The following is a 19,606-nucleotide window of genomic DNA, read 5'->3' as shown; positions in this document are numbered from 1 at the left end:
AAAGGAGAAATTCAAATGCAAACACATTGTCCGGTACATACCACGATAAATTTAATAGATAGCAAATGGAAAATTTTAATACTTAGAGATATTCTGCAAGGTCCCCAAAGATTTGGCGTTTTAAAACGTTCAATAACTGGTGTTAGCTCAAAAATGCTCAGCCAAAGTTTACGTGAAATGGAAAAAGATGGTCTGATAAATCGTACTGTTTTTTCGGAAATGCCACCGCATGTTGAATATAGTTTAAGCGAACTTGGTAATAGCATGCGACCAATCATTATGGCTATGGAATCTTGGGGGCTCCAATACTTAGATAAAGTATAAAACTAAAAAACTGTTAGGAAAATTCCTAACAGTTTTTTAGTTTTATACCATTTTCACTTGCACTGAAGTAAACTCTAAGGTTTACACTTATTTCATTAACACAAGGAGGATTTACCAAGACATGATTCACAATAATAAGAAATTTAGCAGTTCAACTCTGATTCTTTATTTTTCAGTTTTTGGAACAACTAAAACAGCTGCTAATAAATTAAGTAACAAAATAAAAGCACCTGTTATTGAAATTATACCCGAAAAACCCTATCCCAAAAACTATGACTTAACTGTTAAAATGGCTCGCGAACAATTAAACAAACAGATTCATCCCAAAATTAAACATAATATTAAAAATATCAATATATACGACACAATTTACATCGGTTATCCGACATGGTGGCAGCAACCACCATTAATTATTCATAGTTTATTCGATGAATTTGATTTTGATGGCAAAGCCATTATTCCGTTCACAACTAGTATGTCTACGCCAATCAGCGAATCTCAACCAATCATTAATGAATTAGCTGAACTGAATCACGCAAAAGTTAAAACCGGATTTATATATACTGGATTGGATAGTCTCAATAATCAAAGTTAACAATGGATTCTTCTTTACTAAAAAATAAATTACCCTTCCATATGAAAGGAATATAAAAATGAAAAAAGAAAGATTAGCTGCATTTTCAGACGCTGTCTTAGCTATTATCATGACTATCTTGGTATTAGAACTAGATAAACCGGATCATATTACTTGGGAAAGTATTTTTAACTTACGAGTTAATTATTTTGCCTATGCACTATCTTTTTTTGGTTAGGGTTTATGTGGTTTAGTCACCATAATGCTTGGGATAAAATCAAAAGAATAAATAATTCAACAATTATCTATTCTTTATTTATGATGTTTTTTGCCTCACTATTTCCCTATACCACGAGTATAGTAGCTCAAAACTACAATAATTCAATAGCACAAGTAATGTATGGCATCATTGTATTATTAGTTTCCTTTAGTAATATGGCCATTAGTTATTCTTTAAACAGGTCTAATAAAACAAACAAATTTAAAATTTTATATGATTTAAATGGTAAGTCCGTTTTATTAGATCTTATAATCAAAATCGCAGGTTTAATACTGTCTCTGACAATATATGCACCTGCAATGTTATATGCTATCTTAATCAGTTTAATTGTACTGACAATAACCAATTTTCTAAATAAATCCTAGTGATATTTGTCGCATTATGAATTAATTAAGACAAGCAAAAAAGGCCACAATATTGTAGCCTTTTTTGCTTGTTACCTTATTTACGAATATTAACAGCTTGAAGTCCGCGTTGGCCTTCTTCAATATCAAAAGTTACGGCTTGTCCTTCATCTAATGTTTTGAAACCATCAGATTGAATAGCTGAGAAATGAGCAAATAAATCTTCACCATTTTCTTGTGTGATAAAACCAAAACCTTTATCTGCATTAAACCATTTTACTGTACCGTTATTCATATAATTTCCTCCTGATGCATATAATATATGCGATTTTTTTGCAACAAATATTTGATAAGCAAAAGCAAGGATTATATATACATAATACTCAGTTCACGTTTCAAAATCATTACCAATTTACTATACTATAAAAACAAAACAAATGCTATTAATAATCTATGATTAACAGACTTGTTTTCAATTATTCAATAAGATAAGTCAGTTTTATGATTTAATGTCAAACCAGTTTCCTGAGTTTTGAATAAAGTTCCATAATTTATCAGGTAATTTTAGTGATGATACATTGTCTTTTATGATTGAAGTCTCAATCATATCAGCATTGCCATTTTCAAATTTTTGTACCCATGAAGGATCGGTAATAAAGGCGTGCGCAATAGCAGGCAAAGTATTAAATGCCATAACTTTATCAGCATCTTTAGGGAACTTAATATTACCAGCTGCAATAAAAGTTACACGGTTATTTATATATTGACTTAATTCTTTTAAATAAGTTGTACTATCATTGTTAATTGGATGAGCATTTAAAGCATCTGGCAGTGATGCGTGAATGTAGGTTACATCTAAACTGATTAACTCATCAATAAGTGCATAAACATCTTTGAGTCTTAATGCTCCTTCCATTGGTTCTTCAGGCGAAACACGGTAACCAAGAATAAAATCTTTTTCAGCATATTTTTCTATAACTCGCTTGATTTCTTTAACTACTTCAATTGGAAATCTCAAACGTTTTTCTAAACTACCGCCCCATTTATCATCACGTCTGTTAAAAAATGGTGACAAGAAGTTTTGAATAAGAAAACTATGTGCCCCGTGAATTTCAATTCCATCAAACCCAGCTTCTATTGCTCTTCTAGTTGTTTCTCCGAAGCTTTTAATTACTTGTTCAATCTCATTTTGAGATAATTCTTTGGGGGTTAAAGAATCGACAAACATTGTTGCTGCTGTTTCAACCGGGCTGGCACTTACAACTTCACCATTTTCGATAAACTGAGGTAGTGCTTTGTTACCTGCATGATTAATTTGTAAAACAGCTTTTGCACCGTTTTCTTTAATAGCAGCAGCTAATTTTTTTAAACCAGGAATAAATTTATCATCATAAGCAGCAAATTCATTTTCAAAACCGATACCATTAAGCTGAACGTGTGTACAACCAGTTATAATCATGCCAGGCCCATCGTTTCTGTGGCTGTAGTAGGTAAGCTCTTGATCTGATACTGTATGGTCATCATTACTAGACCAAGTTGTCATTGGTGCCATAATAATATTGTTTTTTAAGTTAATTCCATTTGTAAAAGTTGTTTTATTTAATAAATCAGACATTATTCTTCTCTTTTCTTCCGTAAATATTTAATATAGTGCTTTCAAAAAGCCAATTATCCCGGGAAAAATATTGACTTTAATCGAACGCTCGTTTATTATAGCAAATGGTTAATCTATAAAACAAGGAGAAATTTGAATATGATCCAATTGACTACTTTCTATTCATCTAAAAACTACAAAGGTGACCTGACATGAGACGAAAAGATGACAACAAACTAACTAACATATTCGATGCAACATTGGAGCTTGTGACAAGCAAAGGATTATCTGAAACCTCGGTTTCAAAAATAGCTAAAAAAGCAAATATTTCATCATCCACTATTTATGTTTACTTCGAAAGTAAAGAAGACTTGTTAATTAAGCTATATGTTAAATTGAAAAAAAATATGTCAAAATCGATATTTGATAGTATTGAGAATAGCTCCGAATTTAAAGAGTCTTTCAAAATATTACTAAATAATTTTATTAACTATATTATTGAAAATCCTGATATTTTTTTATTTATTGAACAATTCAACAACTCTCCCTTGTACAATAAAATACCACAAGAATATTATGATGATCTATATCAACTTCATGATTCTTTTTACCAAAAAGGAAAAGAACAAAATCTATTAAAAGATGTCAGTATATATTTGTTGACTGTCTATACTTACTATCCTGTAGTCCAATTAATAAAAACGTATTTTTCTGGAGAAGTCGAATTAACAGATTCTAATATAGAATCTGTTCTGCAAATGAGCTGGGATGCAATAAAGGTTTAAATTAACTATTTTAAAACACAAAAAAGGATTTTTATAACAAAAATCCTTTTTTCTTTTGATATTTAGTTGGTGTCTGATTAACACCAATAATATATTGAATATTAATAAATTGTTCTAATTTGTTAGATCGTATTGTTAAGACACCATTTTCAACCGCTATTAATTCCCCTACGTACGTCATCTGCAACGTTGAAATTAAGCAATGTTTTCCAATTAAATTTTCAAGTACTTTATCCATATATCCTCCATTTTTAATCGTTAATTACTGTTCATCATATCAAAACTAAATCTTGATAACAAAAAAGACTTACCAATAGTTGTTAAGTCTTTTTAATTTGGCTAATGAGCTACCATTTCTTGAGCAACTTCAAGTCCTGATAAATCGCTATGATAGTAAGTTGGCCAGTTATCTAATTCTTCTAGTAGCTTTGATTGGCTTTCACCACCAAAATAGATGTGGAAATGTTCAGCCTGTTGAGGGGCAATAGCATGATCACTAAATTGAACATACTTAAAGCGACCAGCATTTGGATCATCTGTTTTGAACATAAAACGCACACCACGATTTCCTTTTTTATAGTTCAAAATTTGATACCCATCATATTGATAGTGGTATTGGTAACGATTGTCACCAACTTTAAATGCCATTGTATCACCTGTTATTAATAGATGATCAACATCTGTCTTGTAACCAACTGTATAATAGTCTTTATATTCTGCAGCTGACATCGTTTGATTTAATTTAGATTTATAATCAAATACAGGATCCAACATATCATTTTGTAAGTAAGGATAAACAGATTGAAAGTCACCTGCATAATCACTTAAGGTTCTGTCTTTTACGGCGTCATCTTTAAAGTAACCCTGCGCAACAGTTTGGACTGGTACTTCTTCATGTTCTGGTTTAAAAGCATCCCCTGCTATTTCTGTTGTCTTTTGTAAAGCTAAAAGATTTTCCTTCATCAATGTCAAATAATCCTTAGAACTAGCTTGTGTTAACGGATTTAAAAATGCAGCTTGCACATTTGCTTCACTCGATAATGTTTGATTAAAGTCATTATCTATTAGTTGGTCAAAATAAATATAAGGAATATGATTTTCAGCAACATAGGTTTTGAGTTCAGCTAAACGACTAGCTGAGGGTTTAACATTAGAATAAATATCTGTTACTTTAATTTGCTTCAATCCATAATCAAGTGCCAAGTAAGTAAAGCTATCGTTTTGTGTGACAAAGCTTTTTTGTGGTGCTTGATTAAAGGCATTAGTATAATCTGTATCCAATTGTTGCAACTGTTCCAGATAGTTTGATGCATTCTTTTCAAATACATCTGCTTTGTCTGGATAATAAGCTATTAACTGTTCTTTAATTTTTGTAACTTCTGTCATCGCTCTTTGTGGTGATAGATAAATTGTAGTATCTAAGTCATGAACATGTGCAGCTTCATCTCCATGGCTATGGCTGTGACTATGATTGTGCTCATCATGAGCAGCTGCTAGTAATACAGTATCTTTTGTGCCAGAAACTAGTTTAGGTGCTTGATTATCCCAATCTTTTTGAACTTTCATTACCCAATCATCAGAACTTTCGTGTTGATAAATCAAAACATCCGCTTGTTTAGACTTTGCTTGATCTTGTTCTGAAACTAGCGTGACAGTTGCCTCTTCTCCAGCAATGTTTTTAGCAAATTCAGAAACAGCGTAATTGGTAGCAACTACGTTAAGTGACCGATGAGTTTTTTCTTTTTCAGTCAAATAGGCTCCAAAAACAAGTAAAGCTACTAAACTAATAATTAACAAGTGTATTTTCTTCATTAATACGCTCTTTCCAATCTTATTTTTTATTTCACGAAGACAACATTTTTTAACAAATGATAATAATTATCATTTAGATATTAATAGTATCATTTTCTTATTTTTTGTCAATGACTTTTAAAACACAAAAAACTCCCTTTATAGGTTAAAGGGAGTTTTTGATTATCAATTTTGCAAATCGTCTAAATCGTTTTGCATCTGTAGGTCGTCAGGATTAACTTTTAAATATTGTTGCATTAATAAAAGTTGTAATTCTCGATCAGCTAATTCTTGTGCAAAATCAAGCATTTGCTTCAAGAAATCCGTATCTGTTGAAAACGCACGATAAGCCAGTAGATATTGTGATTTGGCTTGCTCGAATTGTTCCGTTTCCTGATAAGCTCTTGCTAAGTCCCAACTCATTTGCGGTGTTAGTTGGTCTTCATCTAACTGAGTTAAGAAATCAATTTCAGCTTGATAACGTTTTTGCCTTAGGTAAGTTTGACTTAAACCTGCTTTTAGAACTTGACTATCTTCATTGACGGCCAATCCTTTTTCAAATATATTTTGTGCTGTATCATACTTTTTAAGGTAGAGTGCCGATTCTCCAGCAATTTGGTATAAAGATTCGTCGAATTCAGTATAAGATAATCCAGCTTGTGCTGTATTAAGCGCTTCTTCGTGTTTGCCCAGGTGTTGTTGTGCCATAGCTAATGGTGCATAAGCACTAATATAGTCAGACATTTCATCAAGAACAGTCATCAAATAAGATTCAGCTTGTTTATCATCATTGACTTGCAGTGACAATAACCCCAACTGATAATTAATTTCAGTATCTTTTTCCAAATCATTTAAGTCTTTTAACTCATTTAATGCTTCTTCATAATCACCCATTTTAGCCAATGCTAAACCTAAACGTTTTTGAATATTGGTGTTGGCAATATAGTTTTCACCGCCATCAAGCAATAAACTGTAATATTCTGATGCCGGTTGGAACTGTCCCATAGAATAGTACAATTCAGCCAATCCGAATATAATAACAGGCTCTTCTGGATCAATTTGATAAGCTTCCTTCAACTTTTGCTCCGCTGCTTCAAACACGCCTTCTGTTTGATAATAATCGGCTAAAACAAGAAGTGTTTGCAAATATGCATCTGATTCTTCTGATATATCATATAAATAACTTAAGCCTTCTGTTTCCTTGTTTTCATTGAGTAATAGCTCGCCCAAAAACACTTTGAAAATATCTTCTTTTGGATGTTGCTTAATCAAAAATCGATAGACTTGTTGACTTTGATCAGTAAACCCCATAGCATAAAGTTCTTCTGCTAAGCTGCTTAAAGTTTCACTATCATCTTCTTTGAAAGCATATTTCAAATTATTTTGTGCTTCTTCTAAGTTATTGTCACTTAAATTTTGTAGAACTTTTTCTGAGTATGACATTTAATGTCCTCCTTTTTCATGGAAAAACAAAAAGAGGGATACTCAAAAGTATTCCCTCTTTTTTAGTTAAATAAATGTCTTATTTAACAGCATCCTTTAAAGCTTTACCTGGTTTGAATGCAGGTACTTTGCTTTCTGGAATTGTAATTTCTTCACCTGTTTGAGGGTTGCGACCCTTACGTGCAGAGCGAGTACGAACTTCGAAAGTTCCAAAGCCAATCAATTGAACTTTTTCTTCTTTAGAAAGGTCTTCTACGATTGAGTTGAAAACTGCGTCAACAGCTGTTGTAGCTTCTTTTTTAGTAATGTTAGCTTTTTCTGCAACACTTGAAATTAATTCAGCTTTATTTGCCATCTTAGATTTCACCTCCTAAATAATTGGAATATGTATTATATACCCAATGATATAATTTTTAACAACAATTGCTAAAAATTGGAAACAATGAAGACTACCACTCACCATTCCTAACCTTAAAATTATCATAGAAAAGGCTTGACGACAAGGTTTTTTTGAAATTTATTTCCTTGCACGGGGTATAATGTGAATTGGTGAACCTTCAAAATCAAAAGTTTTTCTTAATTGATTGATTAAGAAACGTTTATATGAAAAATGTAATAACTCCGGATCATTAACAAAAATCACAAAAGTTGGTGGGTTAGCTGAAACCTGTGTCATATAGTAGACTCTCAAGCGTTTCCCTTTAACTAGCGGTGTTGGTGTCAAACGTGTTGCATCTAGTAATACATCATTTAATACAGCTGATTGGATGCGTTGACTATGGTTAACGCTAACACGTTTAATTAAGTCTGGTAAATTAGATAGACGTTGTTTTGTTTTGGCTGAAACGAAAACAATTGGTGCATAATCTAGATATTGAAATTGCTGACGAATTTTGTCTTCGAATTTTTTCATAGTATCTGTATCTTTTTCAACAGTATCCCACTTGTTTACGACAAAGATAACACCTCGACCAGCCTCATGGGCATATCCCGCAACGTGTTTGTCTTGTTCGATAATTCCACGACTGGCATCTAGTACAACAAGAACAACTTGAGAGCGATCAATAGCGCTCATTGCACGCATAACCGAATACTTTTCAGTTGATTCATAAACACGGCCACGTTTACGCATACCAGCAGTGTCAACCATTGTAAACTCTTGTCCGGATTCATCGACAAATTTTGTATCAATAGCATCGCGAGTTGTTCCTTCGATATCAGAGACAATCACGCGGTCTTCACCTAGCATTGCGTTAACTAATGAAGATTTTCCAACATTAGGACGGCCAATTAAACTAAAACGTATACTTTGATCTTCTTCATGATCTTCGTCTTGTGGTAACTTTTTAACAACTTCATCTAGTAAATCACCCAAACCGGTTCCTTGTGAACCAGAAATAGGGTACGGATCCCCCAGTCCCAAACTGTAAAAGTCATAAATATCTTGTCTTTGTTCGGGGTTGTCAGCCTTGTTGACAGCTAATATTACGGGCTTATCTGCTCTATATAAAATTTGAGCAATTGTTTCGTCATCATGAGTTAAATGAGTTTTAACATCAGCGATGAAGATGATAACATCTGCTTCTTCAATCGCAATCTCTGCTTGAGCTCGAATTTCTTGTTGGAACATATCTAGACCCAATTCAATCCCACCTGTATCAATTAAGTTAAATTGATGACCAAGCCATTGACCATGGGCATAAATTCTATCACGAGTAACACCTGGAGTGTCTTCCACAATAGAAATCCTTTCGTTAACGATTCGGTTAAAAATCGTTGACTTTCCAACATTAGGACGACCAACAATTGCAACAGTTGGTGTAGCCATATATTTTCTCCTTTTTTCATAAAAAAAGCTGACTCAGTGTCAGCCTTTTTTAGAATGATTAATTTTAGTTATTTTTTAGTTCATCACCAATGATATCTCCGATTGAGAAGCTGTCATCGTTGTCCATGTAATCTGCTTCATTTTGAGCTGATTCATGGTTTTGTGATGCTTCATTTGAATCGTCTGATTTCATTGATAGTGAAATACGTTGGCTATCTTTATCAATAGATAGTACACGTACTTCAACTTGGTCGTTAACTGAAAGTACATCACTTGGAACACGTACGTGATCGTTTGAAATTTCTGAAACATGTACTAAACCTTGAACACCGGATGCGATTTCAACAAATGCACCGAAGTCAGTTAATGATTTAACCGTACCTTCCACAACATCATCCGCTACAAGATCAGAAGTTGCTTGTTCAAATGGTGAAGGTTGTGTTTGTTTAATTGATAACGCAATTCTTTGATTTTCGCTATCCACTTCAAGAACCTTAACTTTAACATCTTGTTCTGGAGATAGTACATCAGAAGGTTTTTCAACACGTTTGTATGAAATTTCTGAAATGTGAACTAAACCAGTCACACCACCTAAGTCAACAAATGCACCAAATTTAGTTAAGTGTGCAACTTTACCATCTACAATATCACCAGGCATGATTTTTTCTGAGATATTTTCGAATGCTGCTTCACGTTTTTCAGTTACAAAGTCTTTACGTGATAAGATAAGACGGTTTTGTGATGGATCAATTTCAGTAATCTTGAATTCTAATGTTTGTCCAACATATGGTTTCAAGTTTGATACGTAGTGATCACTAATTAGTGAAGCTGGTAAGAATCCACGTGCACCAACATCAACAAGAAGTCCACCACGAACAGCTCCTGTAATTTTACCTTCAACACTTTTATCTGCTTCAAAGTCTTTTTGTAATTGTCCAAATGCTTTTCTAGCAGCTAAACGAGTTACACTGAAGATGAACTCGCCATTTTCTTTGTCTCCACCAGCACGTCTTAGTACCAATGCTTCAAAATGATCGCCTGCTTTTGCTAATTCTTTTAAGTTAGCACTACGATCTGCAGTGAATTCGCGTTTTGGAATAACACCTTCAACACCAGCGTTATCAACACCTACTACAAGTTGTCCATCTTCCACAACAAGTACTTCAACGCCAACGACGTCTCCAATGTTAACACCTGTCAATTCATCTAAAATATCTTTCATCATGATTTCGTTATTATCAGCCATAAATAAAAATTCCTCCCACTTTCTCAACTCTATTTTAGAGTAAAAACTAGTAAATGACTAGCTTTTTTTACCTTTTTTCTATAATTTTTTTTAATTTTTCAACAACTTCGTCTATAGATAAACTGGTTGTATCTAATTCAACAGCATCCGTAGCTTTTACTAAGGGTGATATTGCACGATGTTGGTCTTTATAATCTCTACTTTTGATATCTTTTTCAATCTGACTTAATGAGATTTCTTCACCACTTCGTTGGTAATCTAGTAGCCTTCTTTGCGCACGTTCTTCAACACTTGCTAACATAAAGACTTTAACCTCAGCGTTAGGCAAGACAGTTGTGCCAATGTCTCGGCCATCCATTACCACATTATGTTTTCCGGCGATGCGCCTTTGTTCTGCAACCAAAAATTCTCTCACTTGCTTAATTGAAGCCACATCTGATACCAAATTAGTCACTGCCACACTTCTAATCTCTTGTCCTTTATCAACACCATTAATTAGAATGTGCTGCTGATTATCTACAGTTTCAAACGTTAAATTAATGTTTTTTAATTTTTGTGATATTAATTCTTCATTAGTTAAATCAATATCATCTTTCAAAAATTCAAGCGTGACACCTCGATACATAGCACCTGTGTCTAAATACATATAATTCAAATTATGTGCTAATTTTTTTGCAACTGTACTTTTACCAGCCGATGCTGGCCCATCAATTGCGATTTGCATTCAAACTTCACCTACTATTTAATTTTTAAGTTCATACCAGGTTGTAGTACAGCCTCAGTTGTTAAATTATTAAGTTTAACGAGACGGTCAACAGTTACACCTTGTTTTTTAGCAATCAAATACAAGCTATCACCATTTTTAACAGTATACATTTGGGTATCTACTGTTTCTTGTGTTGATTGGCTTTGAGCTTGAGTAGTTGCTGTAGATTGCTGTTGTTGAGACTGTGCAGTTACGTTTTGGTCTGTCGTGACCTGCGATGATGTGATTGCTTGACTCGTCACAGTTTCACTCGATTGTGATTCTAAAATACTGCTGCTTGATGAAGCAATAGAAGACTCAGAACTACTTACACTAGAGTCACTACTTTGGCTCTGAGAACTTGAAGATATAACCTCAGATGAACTTTCAGAGCTCGAACTAATACTAGGCTCACTACTTCCACCGTTGAATCGTGTCCATATAAAAATTATTATAACAATGATTCCAATAATTCCTAAAAGCCACAGAAACCAACGTGGCTTTTTACTTTGTGGATGTCTTGATTTCATCCTAGAAAGAGATTGCCTTGAATCGGTACGATTATCTTCCATAAAAAAACCCCCATGCTGTCTATAATTTTATCATAAACATAGGGGGTTTTGATATATTATTTATTAGAAACTTCTAACATTCTTTTTAATTTGGTAATAACTAATCGATAAACAATCACGGACGTTATACTTAAGATAACGCCTTTAACTAAATTGAAAGGCACAATTGCTGTAAGGACATAGTTAACAAGTGATGTTCCTAAGTTGAAATTTAGTAGGTTGATATAAAGCGGGGTAAATATAAGCCAGTTGCCAACAGATAGCAATACCGTTAAGGATAGTACTGATAGCCCACTACTTTTTATCCAGTTCCAAGTAGTATCATTTTTGAGTGTCACTGTTAGAGGTAATGCAAAAGCTAACGAAGCTAAAAGCGAAGAACTCATTCCAATTAATGATACTACGTTTCCACCAAACAAAACAAAATTCAAAAACACTTTAATAACTGCTGTCAAAACTGCTCCTACTGGGCCAAACAGTCCCCCACCAATTACGACCATAATATCACTAAAATCAAACTTAAGATAAGGAAACATTGGAATTATTGGAAATTCAAACTGCATCAATATTAATGAAACAGCACCAAATAAGGCCAAAACAATGATTTTTTGTAACGATTTTTCTTTAAACATAAAACAATTCTCCTAAAAATATATTTTAGAAAAATAAAAAAATCTATTGCTTCAATATTCAACAACAGATTTTTTAGACGCACAAAAAATCTGTCTTCTCCCATCTAGACTTTAACTATCGGTTTCGTATTTGCAACGAATCAGCCAACTTAAAAAAAGTTAGGTCGCGGACTTTTACCGCCGGTCGGGAATTACACCCTGCCCTGAAGACAATAATTTAATTATTTAACTAGTACGATTATTTTACTATAAGTTCTTTTAGTTGTGCAACCTCTTGACGAGATAGTTCTCGGTATTTACCAGAGACAAGACTTGTTTGATCTAAAAAGGCATACTGTTCACGACTTAATTTATCAACTGGGTGGCCAACAGCTTTAAACATATTTTTAACTTGATGATTACGACCTTCATGAATGGTTAAACGAACAATACTTGTTTTCTTCTTTGAATCAGAAGAAATAACTTTCACTTTAGCTGGAGACGTCTTTTTACCATCGATAACAACTCCTTTTTGAAGTTGTCTAATTTCATCTTTGGTCAAAAACCCAGCAATTTTAGCAACGTAAACCTTATCAACTTTGTTTCTTGGATGCATTAGTCCATTGGCTAAATCACCGTCATTTGTCATCAAAATCAAACCTGACGTGTCGTAGTCTAAACGTCCAACAGGATATAAACGATAATCAAAATCTTCGAAGAAAGAAGTTACAGTTTTTCTGTCTTTTTCGTCTTTAACAGAAGAAATAACACCTCTTGGTTTGTAGAAAAGAAAAGTATGTGATTTCGTTTGCTTTTCTATTGGGATATCATCTACCTCGACAATATCTTGAAAAGATACTTTTGTTCCTAATTCTTTCACAATTTGATGATTAACGCGTACTCTGCCGTCAATAATTAATTGTTCTGCTTTTCTTCTTGATGTGATGCCTGCATTAGCGATCACTTTTTGTAGTCTTTCCATTATGATTTGTTCACCTCTTCTTCATTGATACCTTGTGTATCAATTAAACTTTCTGTTTTAAATTCTTCTATTTTGGGCATTTCGTCTAACGATTCAAAACCGAAATATTGTAAAAAGTAATCCGTTGTTCCAAATAGTTTGGGACGACCTGGAACATCTTTTTTACCATTTTCAGCAATTAAACCGCGAGCATTTAAAGTTTGAATAGCAGCTTGGCTAGCTACACCTCTAATTTCATCAATTTCAACTCGAGTAATAGGTTGTTGATAACAGATAATAGCCAATACTTCCAGTGCAGCTTGGCTCAAATGAAATTGTATATCCTTTTTGTAATATTTTTTCAAAACAGACTCTGTCGCTTCTTTGGTCACTAATTTATAGGTCTGGTTAACTTTAATTAACTGTAATCCACGATTAACATCTTGCTCAAGGCTATATACATAATAGTTTATGACATTTTTTAAATCTGTAATTGATACGTCAAATAAATCTTGTAGGTTTTTCTCATCAACACCCTGATCACCCGCCACAAACAACACTGCCTCTAAATCCGCATAGTTCATTATTTAGTTATCCCCCTTCTGAAAAACCAAAAAGTCATCGTTTTGATTAACTTGTGAAACGCTGATTTTTTGATTTTTGCTTAACTCTAAAATAGCTAGAAATAATGCTACCACATGGTTCACAGACTTGACTTGTATTTCACTAACAAAATCAAAAAACGAAAATGAAGATGTTGTCCTAAAATGATTCAAAATGAGATTGACTTGATCTTTTATATCAAATTGATCTGGCTTAATTTTAGTTAATGTCAATTTTTCGGCTTTTGCTTTTTTTAGAAGCAATGAAAAAATATCAGCTAGTTTCTGTGGTTTGACTTCACCATCAACTAGTTTTTTTGAATAGTTCTCAGGAACTTCAGATATCTCCTTGGAGAAAACTAAAGGCTGTTTTTCCAGTTTATTTGCTAAATAATGTGCTGTATTTTGATAAATTTCGTAAGTCAATAACTGATCTACCAATTCTTGACGAGGGTCTAAAATATCATTTGAGGTTTGCTCTTCAAAATCATTCTTTGGTAATAACACATCTGATTTTATTTTTAATAGCGTCGAAGCCATTATAAAATATTCACCCGCAATTTCAAGTTGCCTCTGTTGCATTTTTTCTAGGTAATCCAAATACTGCTTTGTAATTTCAGCAATTGGAATATCATAGATGTCTAACTCTTGTACTTTAATTAAGTGTAAAAGCAGATCTAACGGGCCTTCAAAATTTGGCAAGCTTACTTGTAATTTATTCGTCATGTTTTGAACGACTCTCTTCAAAATTCTGGATTATCTTTGCATTTTCGGGAGTACCAATAATTCGGTCTTTAGGATATACAAATTGCAATTCACTCAACATATCATTGATGTAAGGCGTGTATCGGTAATTAGGTGCTAATGAAACATAGCGTACCATTATAAATCCTGAACCTTCTTGAATACCTAAAACACCAATAAAATCATTTGTATTTTCTTTATATAAATAAAGAACGAACTCGCTTTTGTTTTGGTATAACTTCATTTCTTCTTTTAAATTTTCAACAGATTTCAAATCATCTAAGTATGATAAAAAACCCATTGCTATCTTTTCATAATCATTTTTATATTTAATTAACACGTTAAGGTTCACCTACATTTATTAAGATCTTGGGAACGATTTTTGATAAATCTTTGCAATTCTAGCTTTTGATATATGAGTATAAATTTGGGTGGTTGAGATATCACTATGTCCTAATAGTTCTTGGACAATCCTCAAATCCGCACCATTTTCAAGTAGATGTGTTGCAAAAGAATGTCGCAAGGTATGTGGTGTGACATCTTTGTCTATCCCAACCATTGCAACATATTTTTTTATCATTTTCCAAACGGTTTGTCTAGAAATTTTAGTACCACGATGATTCAAAAACAAAGCCCTAGTTTTAACGTTAGCTTTAGCTAACAAAAATTGGCGGGAATGATTAATATAATCTTTAATCCACGAAATAGCAACGTCACTAATTGGCACTAACCGTTCTTTGTTACCTTTTCCAACAATTCTAATTAGATTTAACTCTAAATGTAAGTCATTCATTGTTAAATTAACAATTTCACTTACACGCAAGCCCGTCGCATACATAACTTCAAAAATTGTACGATCTCTCAGCCCTAAAATTTGATTAGTATCTGGCGAGGCTAATAACGCATCCACTTCTCTTACAGATAGTGAAACAGGAAGGTGTTGTTGCTTCTTTGGTGAAGAAACATTTTGCATCGGATCGGATTGAACATAGCGATGCTTAAACAGCCACTGATAAAATTTTCTAAGAGCTGAAATGTAGCGCATCATGGTCGTTGAGGACTTCTTTTGATCATGTTGTTCACTTAAAAAATCATCTATCTTAAACGTATCAATATTAAAATCAGCTATTTTTTGTTTTGAAAGAAAATTAATAAAAGTTTTAACATCACGTCGATAAGCTTGAACAGTATTAAATGATAGTCCTCTTTCAATTCTAACAAATCGAAGATAGTCATCAAGTAAATCAGTCATTTGTTGCTGGTTCATCTTCATTTAACTTTATTTCGCCTTTTTCCTTATCTTGCGTAATCAACTTCTGCTTCATCAAATTTCCAAGCGCACGTTTAAAGCTGGCTTTACTAATACCAAATTGGCTTTTAATTAGCTCTGCATCGCTTTTATCATAAAAAGGTAGTGTATGATTTTTATTGCGCTTTAACATCATTACAATCATTTGTGCATCATCATCAATTACTTCAAAAGCACGTGGCATTAAACTTAAGTTTAAACGCCCATGTTGTCCATTACCTATAACCCTGGCTTTCACTCTTTCACCAAGTCGTAGTGCTTGGCCATACATTTCTGTATGATGAATAAAACCTAAATAGTACTCGTCAGTTACAATAAACGCACCAATTTGTTTTGTGGCATATACAGTGCCATCTAATTCGGTATTTTTTAAATCTCGAGGGTATCGAACGCTCAATTGATCCATGACTTCTTCTTCAGCTAGCTTGCCCCAAATACGATCTTTGTGGTCTATCTCTAGGCGAATCATTAAACGGTCATCGAGTTTGGGCCATTTGAAAGAGTCGAGTGGTAGATCATCAAGTGAAACTACAATATCTTTATCTTTTAATCCAATATCAATAAAAACACCCAAATCTCTTTTAACTTCTTTAACAGTCCCAAAGCCATAAACATCAACCATCGATTCAGGGTAATGTTGCGTCATTCTTAACTGTTTATGTTGGTTTTCATAGACAAAGCCTACTACTTGATCACCTTTGTCTTTAATATCAATATCTTGAATATCATTTTTTCCAAGATAGAAGGTTTGCCCATCCACTTGTACAAAAAATGCATCCTTATTCATATCTGTTATTGTTGCTTCAATAACTTTTCCTAACTTATCTTGTAACATAATTTCATCCTTAATTTTGTATAAATTGGTTAATAACCATCAAAATAACGTAAGTCATGCCTGATGCAATAACTGGACCTGCCGCAATACCTTTTAAGAAAACCACACCAAAAATGGTTCCAAAAACTAAAGCAACTGTTATTTCTGGACTCTGAGCAAGTAACCCAACACCTTTAGCAGACAAAATGGCAACTAATATTCCACAAGCAACCGCTATATATCCAGAAGGTGTTTTGAAGGCTTCAAGCAAATCTTTAAAAGTAATTCGCCCGGTCGCAATCGGTACTAGAATTGCCATTGAGATAATCGTGATACCGACATTCATTCCTTTAGCATCAACATAACTGAGTACTTTTGTTGAATAAGGGACAAGTTTGAATAACATGACCGCTAAAGTTGCAACAATCAGCGAAGTATTTTTTCCAAAAATGGAAACTGCCAAAATTAGGGCAAGAAAAATCCAGCTTTCCAAAATCCCACTCCTTTATTTACTTACTAGTACTCTTTAGTATACGTGATAACAAGGCTTTAAACAAATGAAAAAGCCAATCCATATGGATTGGCTTTTTAACTTATCTTAAGCTAATAAAGAAGTATTAAACTTAAAGAATGAATTAAGCTTCAACAACGCTTACTGTGTTACCTGAGATAACAACAACTTTGTCTCCGCTTGCTACTACATCGTTATCTTTAGCAGCTTTAACTGCATCGTCGAATGCTTTGTCTTCTGTTGTAAGAACTGGAAGAACACCCCAAACAACTGTTAGAGAACGTTGTGTGTTTTCGCTAAATGTTGAAGCAACGATTTTAGCGTTTGGACGGAATTTAGATACTAAGTTAGCTGTGTGGCCTGATTTTGTTGAAACCACGATAGCTTTAGCACCTAATGATTCAGATGTACGAACAGCTGCTGCTGCAAGAGCTTCTGTTTCTGATTGAGCTGGGTAATCAGCTAATCTAGCTTTTGATAGAGTGTTGTTTGCGTACATTGATTCTTCACTACGTAGGTCGATAGCAGCCATAGCTGAAACAGCTTCAACAGGGTATTCACCGTTTGCTGATTCACCTGAAAGCATTGTACCATCTGTACCATCTAAAACAGCGTTAGCAACGTCAGAAACTTCAGCACGTGTAGGACGTGGGTTTTCTTGCATTGAGTCAACCATTTGTGTAGCTGTGATAACTGGTTTACCTAAAGCGTTACATTTTTGGATAAGTGATTTTTGAACGAATGGTACGTTTTGGAATGGGATTTCAACACCCATGTCACCACGAGCAATCATAAGACCATCTGAAACTTCAAGAATTTCATCGATGTTGTCGATACCTTCTTGTGATTCGATTTTAGGAATGATGTGAACGTGTTCGTTACCTGTTTCTTCAAGAATTGCACGAATATCTAAAACATCTTGTGCTTTACGTACGAATGAAGCAGCGATGAAGTTGATGTTTTGTGTTAAACCAAAACGAATATCATCTGCATCTTTTTCTGTAATACCTGGAAGGCGAATTTCAACACCTGGTGCGTTAACACCTTTTTTAGAACCGATTTTACCAGTGTTTTGAACTTCAACAACAAGTTCTTTGTTAGCTTCGTCTTTTTCAGTGATTAATAGATCAACTAAACCATCATCGATTAAAACGTGTCCGCCAACGTGTGTATCGTCGAATAAACCTGGGTATGTAACAGCGATTTTATCAGGGTTACCTACTAAAGTAGCATCCATTGAAACGCGCATTGTTTTACCTTTTTCAGCGATGAATTTTCCGCCTTCTTGGTCAGTTGTACGCATTTCAGCACCTTTAGTATCTAAAAGAATACCTACTAATTTACCAGTTTTCTTTTCTGCTTCGTGAACCATTTGAATACGTTCTTGGTGTTCTGCGTGGTCACCGTGTGAAAAGTTGAAACGGAAAACGTTAGCACCTGATTCGATTAATTTTGCGATTGTGTCAACATTATTACTTGCAGGTCCTAATGTACTTACAATTTTTGTTTGTTTCATAGTATAAGTCCTCTTCCTTGTTTGTTATTTTGCTAATGATTTGTTCAAATCATAGAGTGATAAATCCGCATGATGTTTTTCATCGAATAAATCTAAGATTGAGTGATGTGTAATTTGATTATTTTCCATACCAACAGCTAATCCACCTTGGCCTTCTAATAATAAATCAACAGCATAAGCTCCCATTTTACTTGCTAAAACACGATCTCTAGCTGTAGGAACACCACCACGTTGCATGTGTCCTAAAGTATTGGCACGAGCATCGAAATCACCATGTTTCTTAAGCTCAGCTAAGAAATCTTCTGATGACATTACACCTTCAGCTAATACAATAATACCGTGCTTCTTGCCGTTTTCAAAACCTTTTTTAAGATCTTCAGCAATTTGCTTAATGTCATAATCCTTTTCAGGAACAACAATAGCTTCAGCACCAGCAGCAACACCTGACCATAATGCAAGGTCTCCGGCGTCGCGACCCATCACTTCAACAACGAATACACGTTGATGACTTGACGCTGTGTCTCGAATTTTATCCAATGCATCAACAGCTGTTGTTAAAGCTGTATCAAAGCCAATAGTGAAATCTGTGTAAGGAATATCGTTATCGATTGTACCTGGTAAACCAACTGCATTATAACCATGTTCAGTTAGTCTTAAAGCACCGTGATAAGATCCGTCTCCACCGATAACAACTAATGCATCGATACCGAATTTTTTAAGCTGTTCAATACCCTTAAGTTGTCCTTCTACCTGGGCAAACTCTGGATATCTTGCAGAGTATAAAAAGGTTCCGCCTGTATTAATACGATCTGCTACTGTTTCAGAAGTCATTTGGAAAATGTCTCCCGCAACAAGTCCTGCAAAACCGTAGTTAATTCCAAACACTTCAAGTCCAGCATCCATTGCTTTACGAGCAACGGAACGAACTGCTGCATTCATGCCTGGGGCATCGCCACCGCTTGTTAAAATCCCAATGCGTTTCATGAATTCACCTCAAACCTTCTTCATAAAT

General features: G+C 34.1%; 22 protein-coding genes, 2 pseudogenes and 1 riboswitch. Of the genes and pseudogenes, 4 read left to right on the top strand and 20 right to left on the bottom strand.

Features of this window, described 5'->3' with window-relative positions; translation table 11 throughout:
- The first annotated feature begins 15 nt into the window (after window positions 1-15).
- The 3 genes and pseudogenes from FC86_RS05050 to FC86_RS05040 all read left to right on the top strand — a co-directional run bounded on the left by FC86_RS05050 (window position 16) and on the right by FC86_RS05040 (window position 1,543).
- Window positions 16-324 carry a winged helix-turn-helix transcriptional regulator gene (locus FC86_RS05050; RefSeq protein WP_056974984.1) on the top strand — a complete coding sequence of 103 codons (309 nt, stop codon included), beginning with the start codon at window positions 16-18 and terminating at the stop codon, window positions 322-324.
- Window positions 325-445: 121 nt separating this feature from the next.
- Window positions 446-919 (top strand): flavodoxin, encoded by a 474-nt coding sequence (locus tag FC86_RS05045; protein ID WP_056974983.1) that lies wholly within the window; start codon window positions 446-448, stop codon window positions 917-919.
- A gap of 58 nt (window positions 920-977) precedes the next feature.
- Window positions 978-1,543 (top strand): annotated as a pseudogene (locus tag FC86_RS05040) (TMEM175 family protein).
- Between the two features lie 76 nt (window positions 1,544-1,619).
- Here FC86_RS05040 and FC86_RS05035 read toward each other — a convergent pair.
- Together FC86_RS05035 and FC86_RS05030 are read right to left on the bottom strand one after the other, a co-directional pair.
- Window positions 1,620-1,817: a cold-shock protein gene (locus FC86_RS05035; RefSeq protein ID WP_056974982.1), complete on the bottom strand. Its 198-nt coding sequence runs from the start codon at window positions 1,815-1,817 to the stop codon at window positions 1,620-1,622.
- A gap of 204 nt (window positions 1,818-2,021) precedes the next feature.
- Window positions 2,022-3,137: an NADH-dependent flavin oxidoreductase gene (locus tag FC86_RS05030; RefSeq protein ID WP_056974981.1), complete on the bottom strand. Its 1,116-nt coding sequence runs from the start codon at window positions 3,135-3,137 to the stop codon at window positions 2,022-2,024.
- A gap of 191 nt (window positions 3,138-3,328) precedes the next feature.
- On the opposite strand from FC86_RS05030, the gene FC86_RS05025 reads away from it, so the two are divergent.
- Window positions 3,329-3,901 (top strand): TetR/AcrR family transcriptional regulator, encoded by a 573-nt coding sequence (locus tag FC86_RS05025; protein WP_056974980.1) that lies wholly within the window; start codon window positions 3,329-3,331, stop codon window positions 3,899-3,901.
- A 31-nt stretch (window positions 3,902-3,932) separates the two neighbouring features.
- Here FC86_RS05025 and FC86_RS05020 read toward each other — a convergent pair whose 3' ends face one another.
- The 18 genes and pseudogenes from FC86_RS05020 to pfkA form a co-directional block, all read right to left on the bottom strand.
- Entirely contained in the window at window positions 3,933-4,139 is a 207-nt protein-coding gene (locus FC86_RS05020; protein WP_056974979.1) for a DUF6897 domain-containing protein, read from the bottom strand.
- A 101-nt stretch (window positions 4,140-4,240) separates the two neighbouring features.
- Window positions 4,241-5,713: a metal ABC transporter solute-binding protein, Zn/Mn family gene (locus tag FC86_RS05015; RefSeq protein WP_056974978.1), complete on the bottom strand. Its 1,473-nt coding sequence runs from the start codon at window positions 5,711-5,713 to the stop codon at window positions 4,241-4,243.
- Between the two features lie 165 nt (window positions 5,714-5,878).
- Window positions 5,879-7,135: a tetratricopeptide repeat protein gene (locus tag FC86_RS05010; protein ID WP_056974977.1), complete on the bottom strand. Its 1,257-nt coding sequence runs from the start codon at window positions 7,133-7,135 to the stop codon at window positions 5,879-5,881.
- Between the two features lie 79 nt (window positions 7,136-7,214).
- Complete coding sequence (locus FC86_RS05005; RefSeq protein ID WP_056974976.1) at window positions 7,215-7,490, bottom strand: HU family DNA-binding protein; 276 nt, start codon at window positions 7,488-7,490, stop codon at window positions 7,215-7,217.
- A 162-nt stretch (window positions 7,491-7,652) separates the two neighbouring features.
- Window positions 7,653-8,963 (bottom strand): ribosome biogenesis GTPase Der, encoded by a 1,311-nt coding sequence (gene der, locus FC86_RS05000; protein ID WP_056974975.1) that lies wholly within the window; start codon window positions 8,961-8,963, stop codon window positions 7,653-7,655.
- 64 nt (window positions 8,964-9,027) lie between these two features.
- Window positions 9,028-10,209 (bottom strand): 30S ribosomal protein S1, encoded by a 1,182-nt coding sequence (gene rpsA, locus FC86_RS04995; RefSeq protein WP_056974974.1) that lies wholly within the window; start codon window positions 10,207-10,209, stop codon window positions 9,028-9,030.
- A gap of 67 nt (window positions 10,210-10,276) precedes the next feature.
- The gene (gene cmk, locus FC86_RS04990; protein WP_056974973.1) at window positions 10,277-10,933 is read right to left on the bottom strand and encodes a (d)CMP kinase; all 657 of its coding nucleotides are present in this window, start codon (window positions 10,931-10,933) and stop codon (window positions 10,277-10,279) included.
- Window positions 10,934-10,947: 14 nt separating this feature from the next.
- On the bottom strand, window positions 10,948-11,526 hold the full coding sequence (locus FC86_RS04985; protein WP_056974972.1) for a LysM peptidoglycan-binding domain-containing protein: 579 nt from the start codon (window positions 11,524-11,526) through the stop codon (window positions 10,948-10,950).
- A 56-nt stretch (window positions 11,527-11,582) separates the two neighbouring features.
- Entirely contained in the window at window positions 11,583-12,158 is a 576-nt protein-coding gene (locus FC86_RS04980; RefSeq protein ID WP_056974971.1) for an ECF transporter S component, read from the bottom strand.
- A gap of 88 nt (window positions 12,159-12,246) precedes the next feature.
- Window positions 12,247-12,373, bottom strand: a riboswitch (FMN riboswitch).
- A gap of 23 nt (window positions 12,374-12,396) precedes the next feature.
- On the bottom strand, window positions 12,397-13,119 hold the full coding sequence (locus tag FC86_RS04975) for a pseudouridine synthase (RefSeq protein ID WP_156403348.1): 723 nt from the start codon (window positions 13,117-13,119) through the stop codon (window positions 12,397-12,399).
- Window positions 13,119-13,682, bottom strand: coding sequence for an SMC-Scp complex subunit ScpB (scpB, locus tag FC86_RS04970; RefSeq protein ID WP_056974969.1), 564 nt, complete (start codon window positions 13,680-13,682; stop codon window positions 13,119-13,121). Before scpB ends, FC86_RS04975 begins: the two co-directional genes overlap by 1 nt.
- 3 nt (window positions 13,683-13,685) lie before the next feature.
- A complete protein-coding gene (locus FC86_RS04965; protein WP_056974968.1) occupies window positions 13,686-14,426 on the bottom strand; it encodes a segregation and condensation protein A in 741 nt (246 codons plus the stop codon).
- Window positions 14,416-14,784, bottom strand: a complete 369-nt coding sequence (locus FC86_RS04960) for a hypothetical protein (RefSeq protein WP_056974967.1) — start codon at window positions 14,782-14,784, stop codon at window positions 14,416-14,418. Before FC86_RS04960 ends, FC86_RS04965 begins: the two co-directional genes overlap by 11 nt.
- Before the next feature lie 21 nt (window positions 14,785-14,805).
- Window positions 14,806-15,711 carry a site-specific tyrosine recombinase XerD gene (gene xerD, locus FC86_RS04955; protein ID WP_056975244.1) on the bottom strand — a complete coding sequence of 302 codons (906 nt, stop codon included), beginning with the start codon at window positions 15,709-15,711 and terminating at the stop codon, window positions 14,806-14,808.
- A complete protein-coding gene (locus tag FC86_RS04950; RefSeq protein ID WP_056974966.1) occupies window positions 15,689-16,588 on the bottom strand; it encodes a CvfB family protein in 900 nt (299 codons plus the stop codon). Before FC86_RS04950 ends, xerD begins: the two co-directional genes overlap by 23 nt.
- A 10-nt stretch (window positions 16,589-16,598) precedes the next feature.
- Window positions 16,599-17,060, bottom strand: coding sequence for a DUF441 domain-containing protein (locus FC86_RS04945; RefSeq protein WP_056974965.1), 462 nt, complete (start codon window positions 17,058-17,060; stop codon window positions 16,599-16,601).
- Window positions 17,061-17,229: 169 nt separating this feature from the next.
- A pseudogene (pyk, locus tag FC86_RS04940) lies at window positions 17,230-18,594 on the bottom strand (pyruvate kinase); the annotation flags it as partial.
- Window positions 18,595-18,618: 24 nt separating this feature from the next.
- The gene (pfkA, locus tag FC86_RS04935) at window positions 18,619-19,578 is read right to left on the bottom strand and encodes a 6-phosphofructokinase (RefSeq protein WP_056974963.1); all 960 of its coding nucleotides are present in this window, start codon (window positions 19,576-19,578) and stop codon (window positions 18,619-18,621) included.
- Window positions 19,579-19,606: the final 28 nt, after the last annotated feature.

Origin of the sequence: Holzapfeliella floricola DSM 23037 = JCM 16512 (assembly GCF_001436605.1) — a bacterium.
GTDB lineage: Bacteria > Bacillota > Bacilli > Lactobacillales > Lactobacillaceae > Holzapfeliella > Holzapfeliella floricola.
Note: the sequence above shows the minus strand (reverse complement) of the source record. Positions and strands in the feature narration are given on the sequence as shown.

Bases quoted from the DNA above. Each gene is read 5' to 3' on its own strand.
- FC86_RS05030 (WP_056974981.1), bottom strand. From the start codon at position 3,137: ATGTCTGATTTATTAAATAAAACAACTTTTACAAATGGAATTAACTTA.
- FC86_RS04965 (WP_056974968.1), bottom strand. From the start codon at position 14,426: ATGACGAATAAATTACAAGTAAGCTTGCCAAATTTTGAAGGCCCGTTA.
- FC86_RS05025 (WP_056974980.1), top strand. From the start codon at position 3,329: ATGAGACGAAAAGATGACAACAAACTAACTAACATATTCGATGCAACA.
- pfkA (WP_056974963.1), bottom strand. From the start codon at position 19,578: ATGAAACGCATTGGGATTTTAACAAGCGGTGGCGATGCCCCAGGCATG.
- xerD (WP_056975244.1), bottom strand. From the start codon at position 15,711: ATGAACCAGCAACAAATGACTGATTTACTTGATGACTATCTTCGATTT.
- cmk (WP_056974973.1), bottom strand. From the start codon at position 10,933: ATGCAAATCGCAATTGATGGGCCAGCATCGGCTGGTAAAAGTACAGTT.
- FC86_RS05010 (WP_056974977.1), bottom strand. From the start codon at position 7,135: ATGTCATACTCAGAAAAAGTTCTACAAAATTTAAGTGACAATAACTTA.
- FC86_RS05035 (WP_056974982.1), bottom strand. From the start codon at position 1,817: ATGAATAACGGTACAGTAAAATGGTTTAATGCAGATAAAGGTTTTGGT.
- der (WP_056974975.1), bottom strand. From the start codon at position 8,963: ATGGCTACACCAACTGTTGCAATTGTTGGTCGTCCTAATGTTGGAAAG.
- FC86_RS05045 (WP_056974983.1), top strand. From the start codon at position 446: ATGATTCACAATAATAAGAAATTTAGCAGTTCAACTCTGATTCTTTAT.
- rpsA (WP_056974974.1), bottom strand. From the start codon at position 10,209: ATGGCTGATAATAACGAAATCATGATGAAAGATATTTTAGATGAATTG.
- FC86_RS05005 (WP_056974976.1), bottom strand. From the start codon at position 7,490: ATGGCAAATAAAGCTGAATTAATTTCAAGTGTTGCAGAAAAAGCTAAC.
- FC86_RS05050 (WP_056974984.1), top strand. From the start codon at position 16: ATGCAAACACATTGTCCGGTACATACCACGATAAATTTAATAGATAGC.
- FC86_RS04975 (WP_156403348.1), bottom strand. From the start codon at position 13,119: ATGGAAAGACTACAAAAAGTGATCGCTAATGCAGGCATCACATCAAGA.
- FC86_RS04985 (WP_056974972.1), bottom strand. From the start codon at position 11,526: ATGGAAGATAATCGTACCGATTCAAGGCAATCTCTTTCTAGGATGAAA.
- scpB (WP_056974969.1), bottom strand. From the start codon at position 13,682: ATGAACTATGCGGATTTAGAGGCAGTGTTGTTTGTGGCGGGTGATCAG.
- FC86_RS05020 (WP_056974979.1), bottom strand. From the start codon at position 4,139: ATGGATAAAGTACTTGAAAATTTAATTGGAAAACATTGCTTAATTTCA.
- FC86_RS05015 (WP_056974978.1), bottom strand. From the start codon at position 5,713: ATGAAGAAAATACACTTGTTAATTATTAGTTTAGTAGCTTTACTTGTT.
- FC86_RS04980 (WP_056974971.1), bottom strand. From the start codon at position 12,158: ATGTTTAAAGAAAAATCGTTACAAAAAATCATTGTTTTGGCCTTATTT.
- FC86_RS04950 (WP_056974966.1), bottom strand. From the start codon at position 16,588: ATGTTACAAGATAAGTTAGGAAAAGTTATTGAAGCAACAATAACAGAT.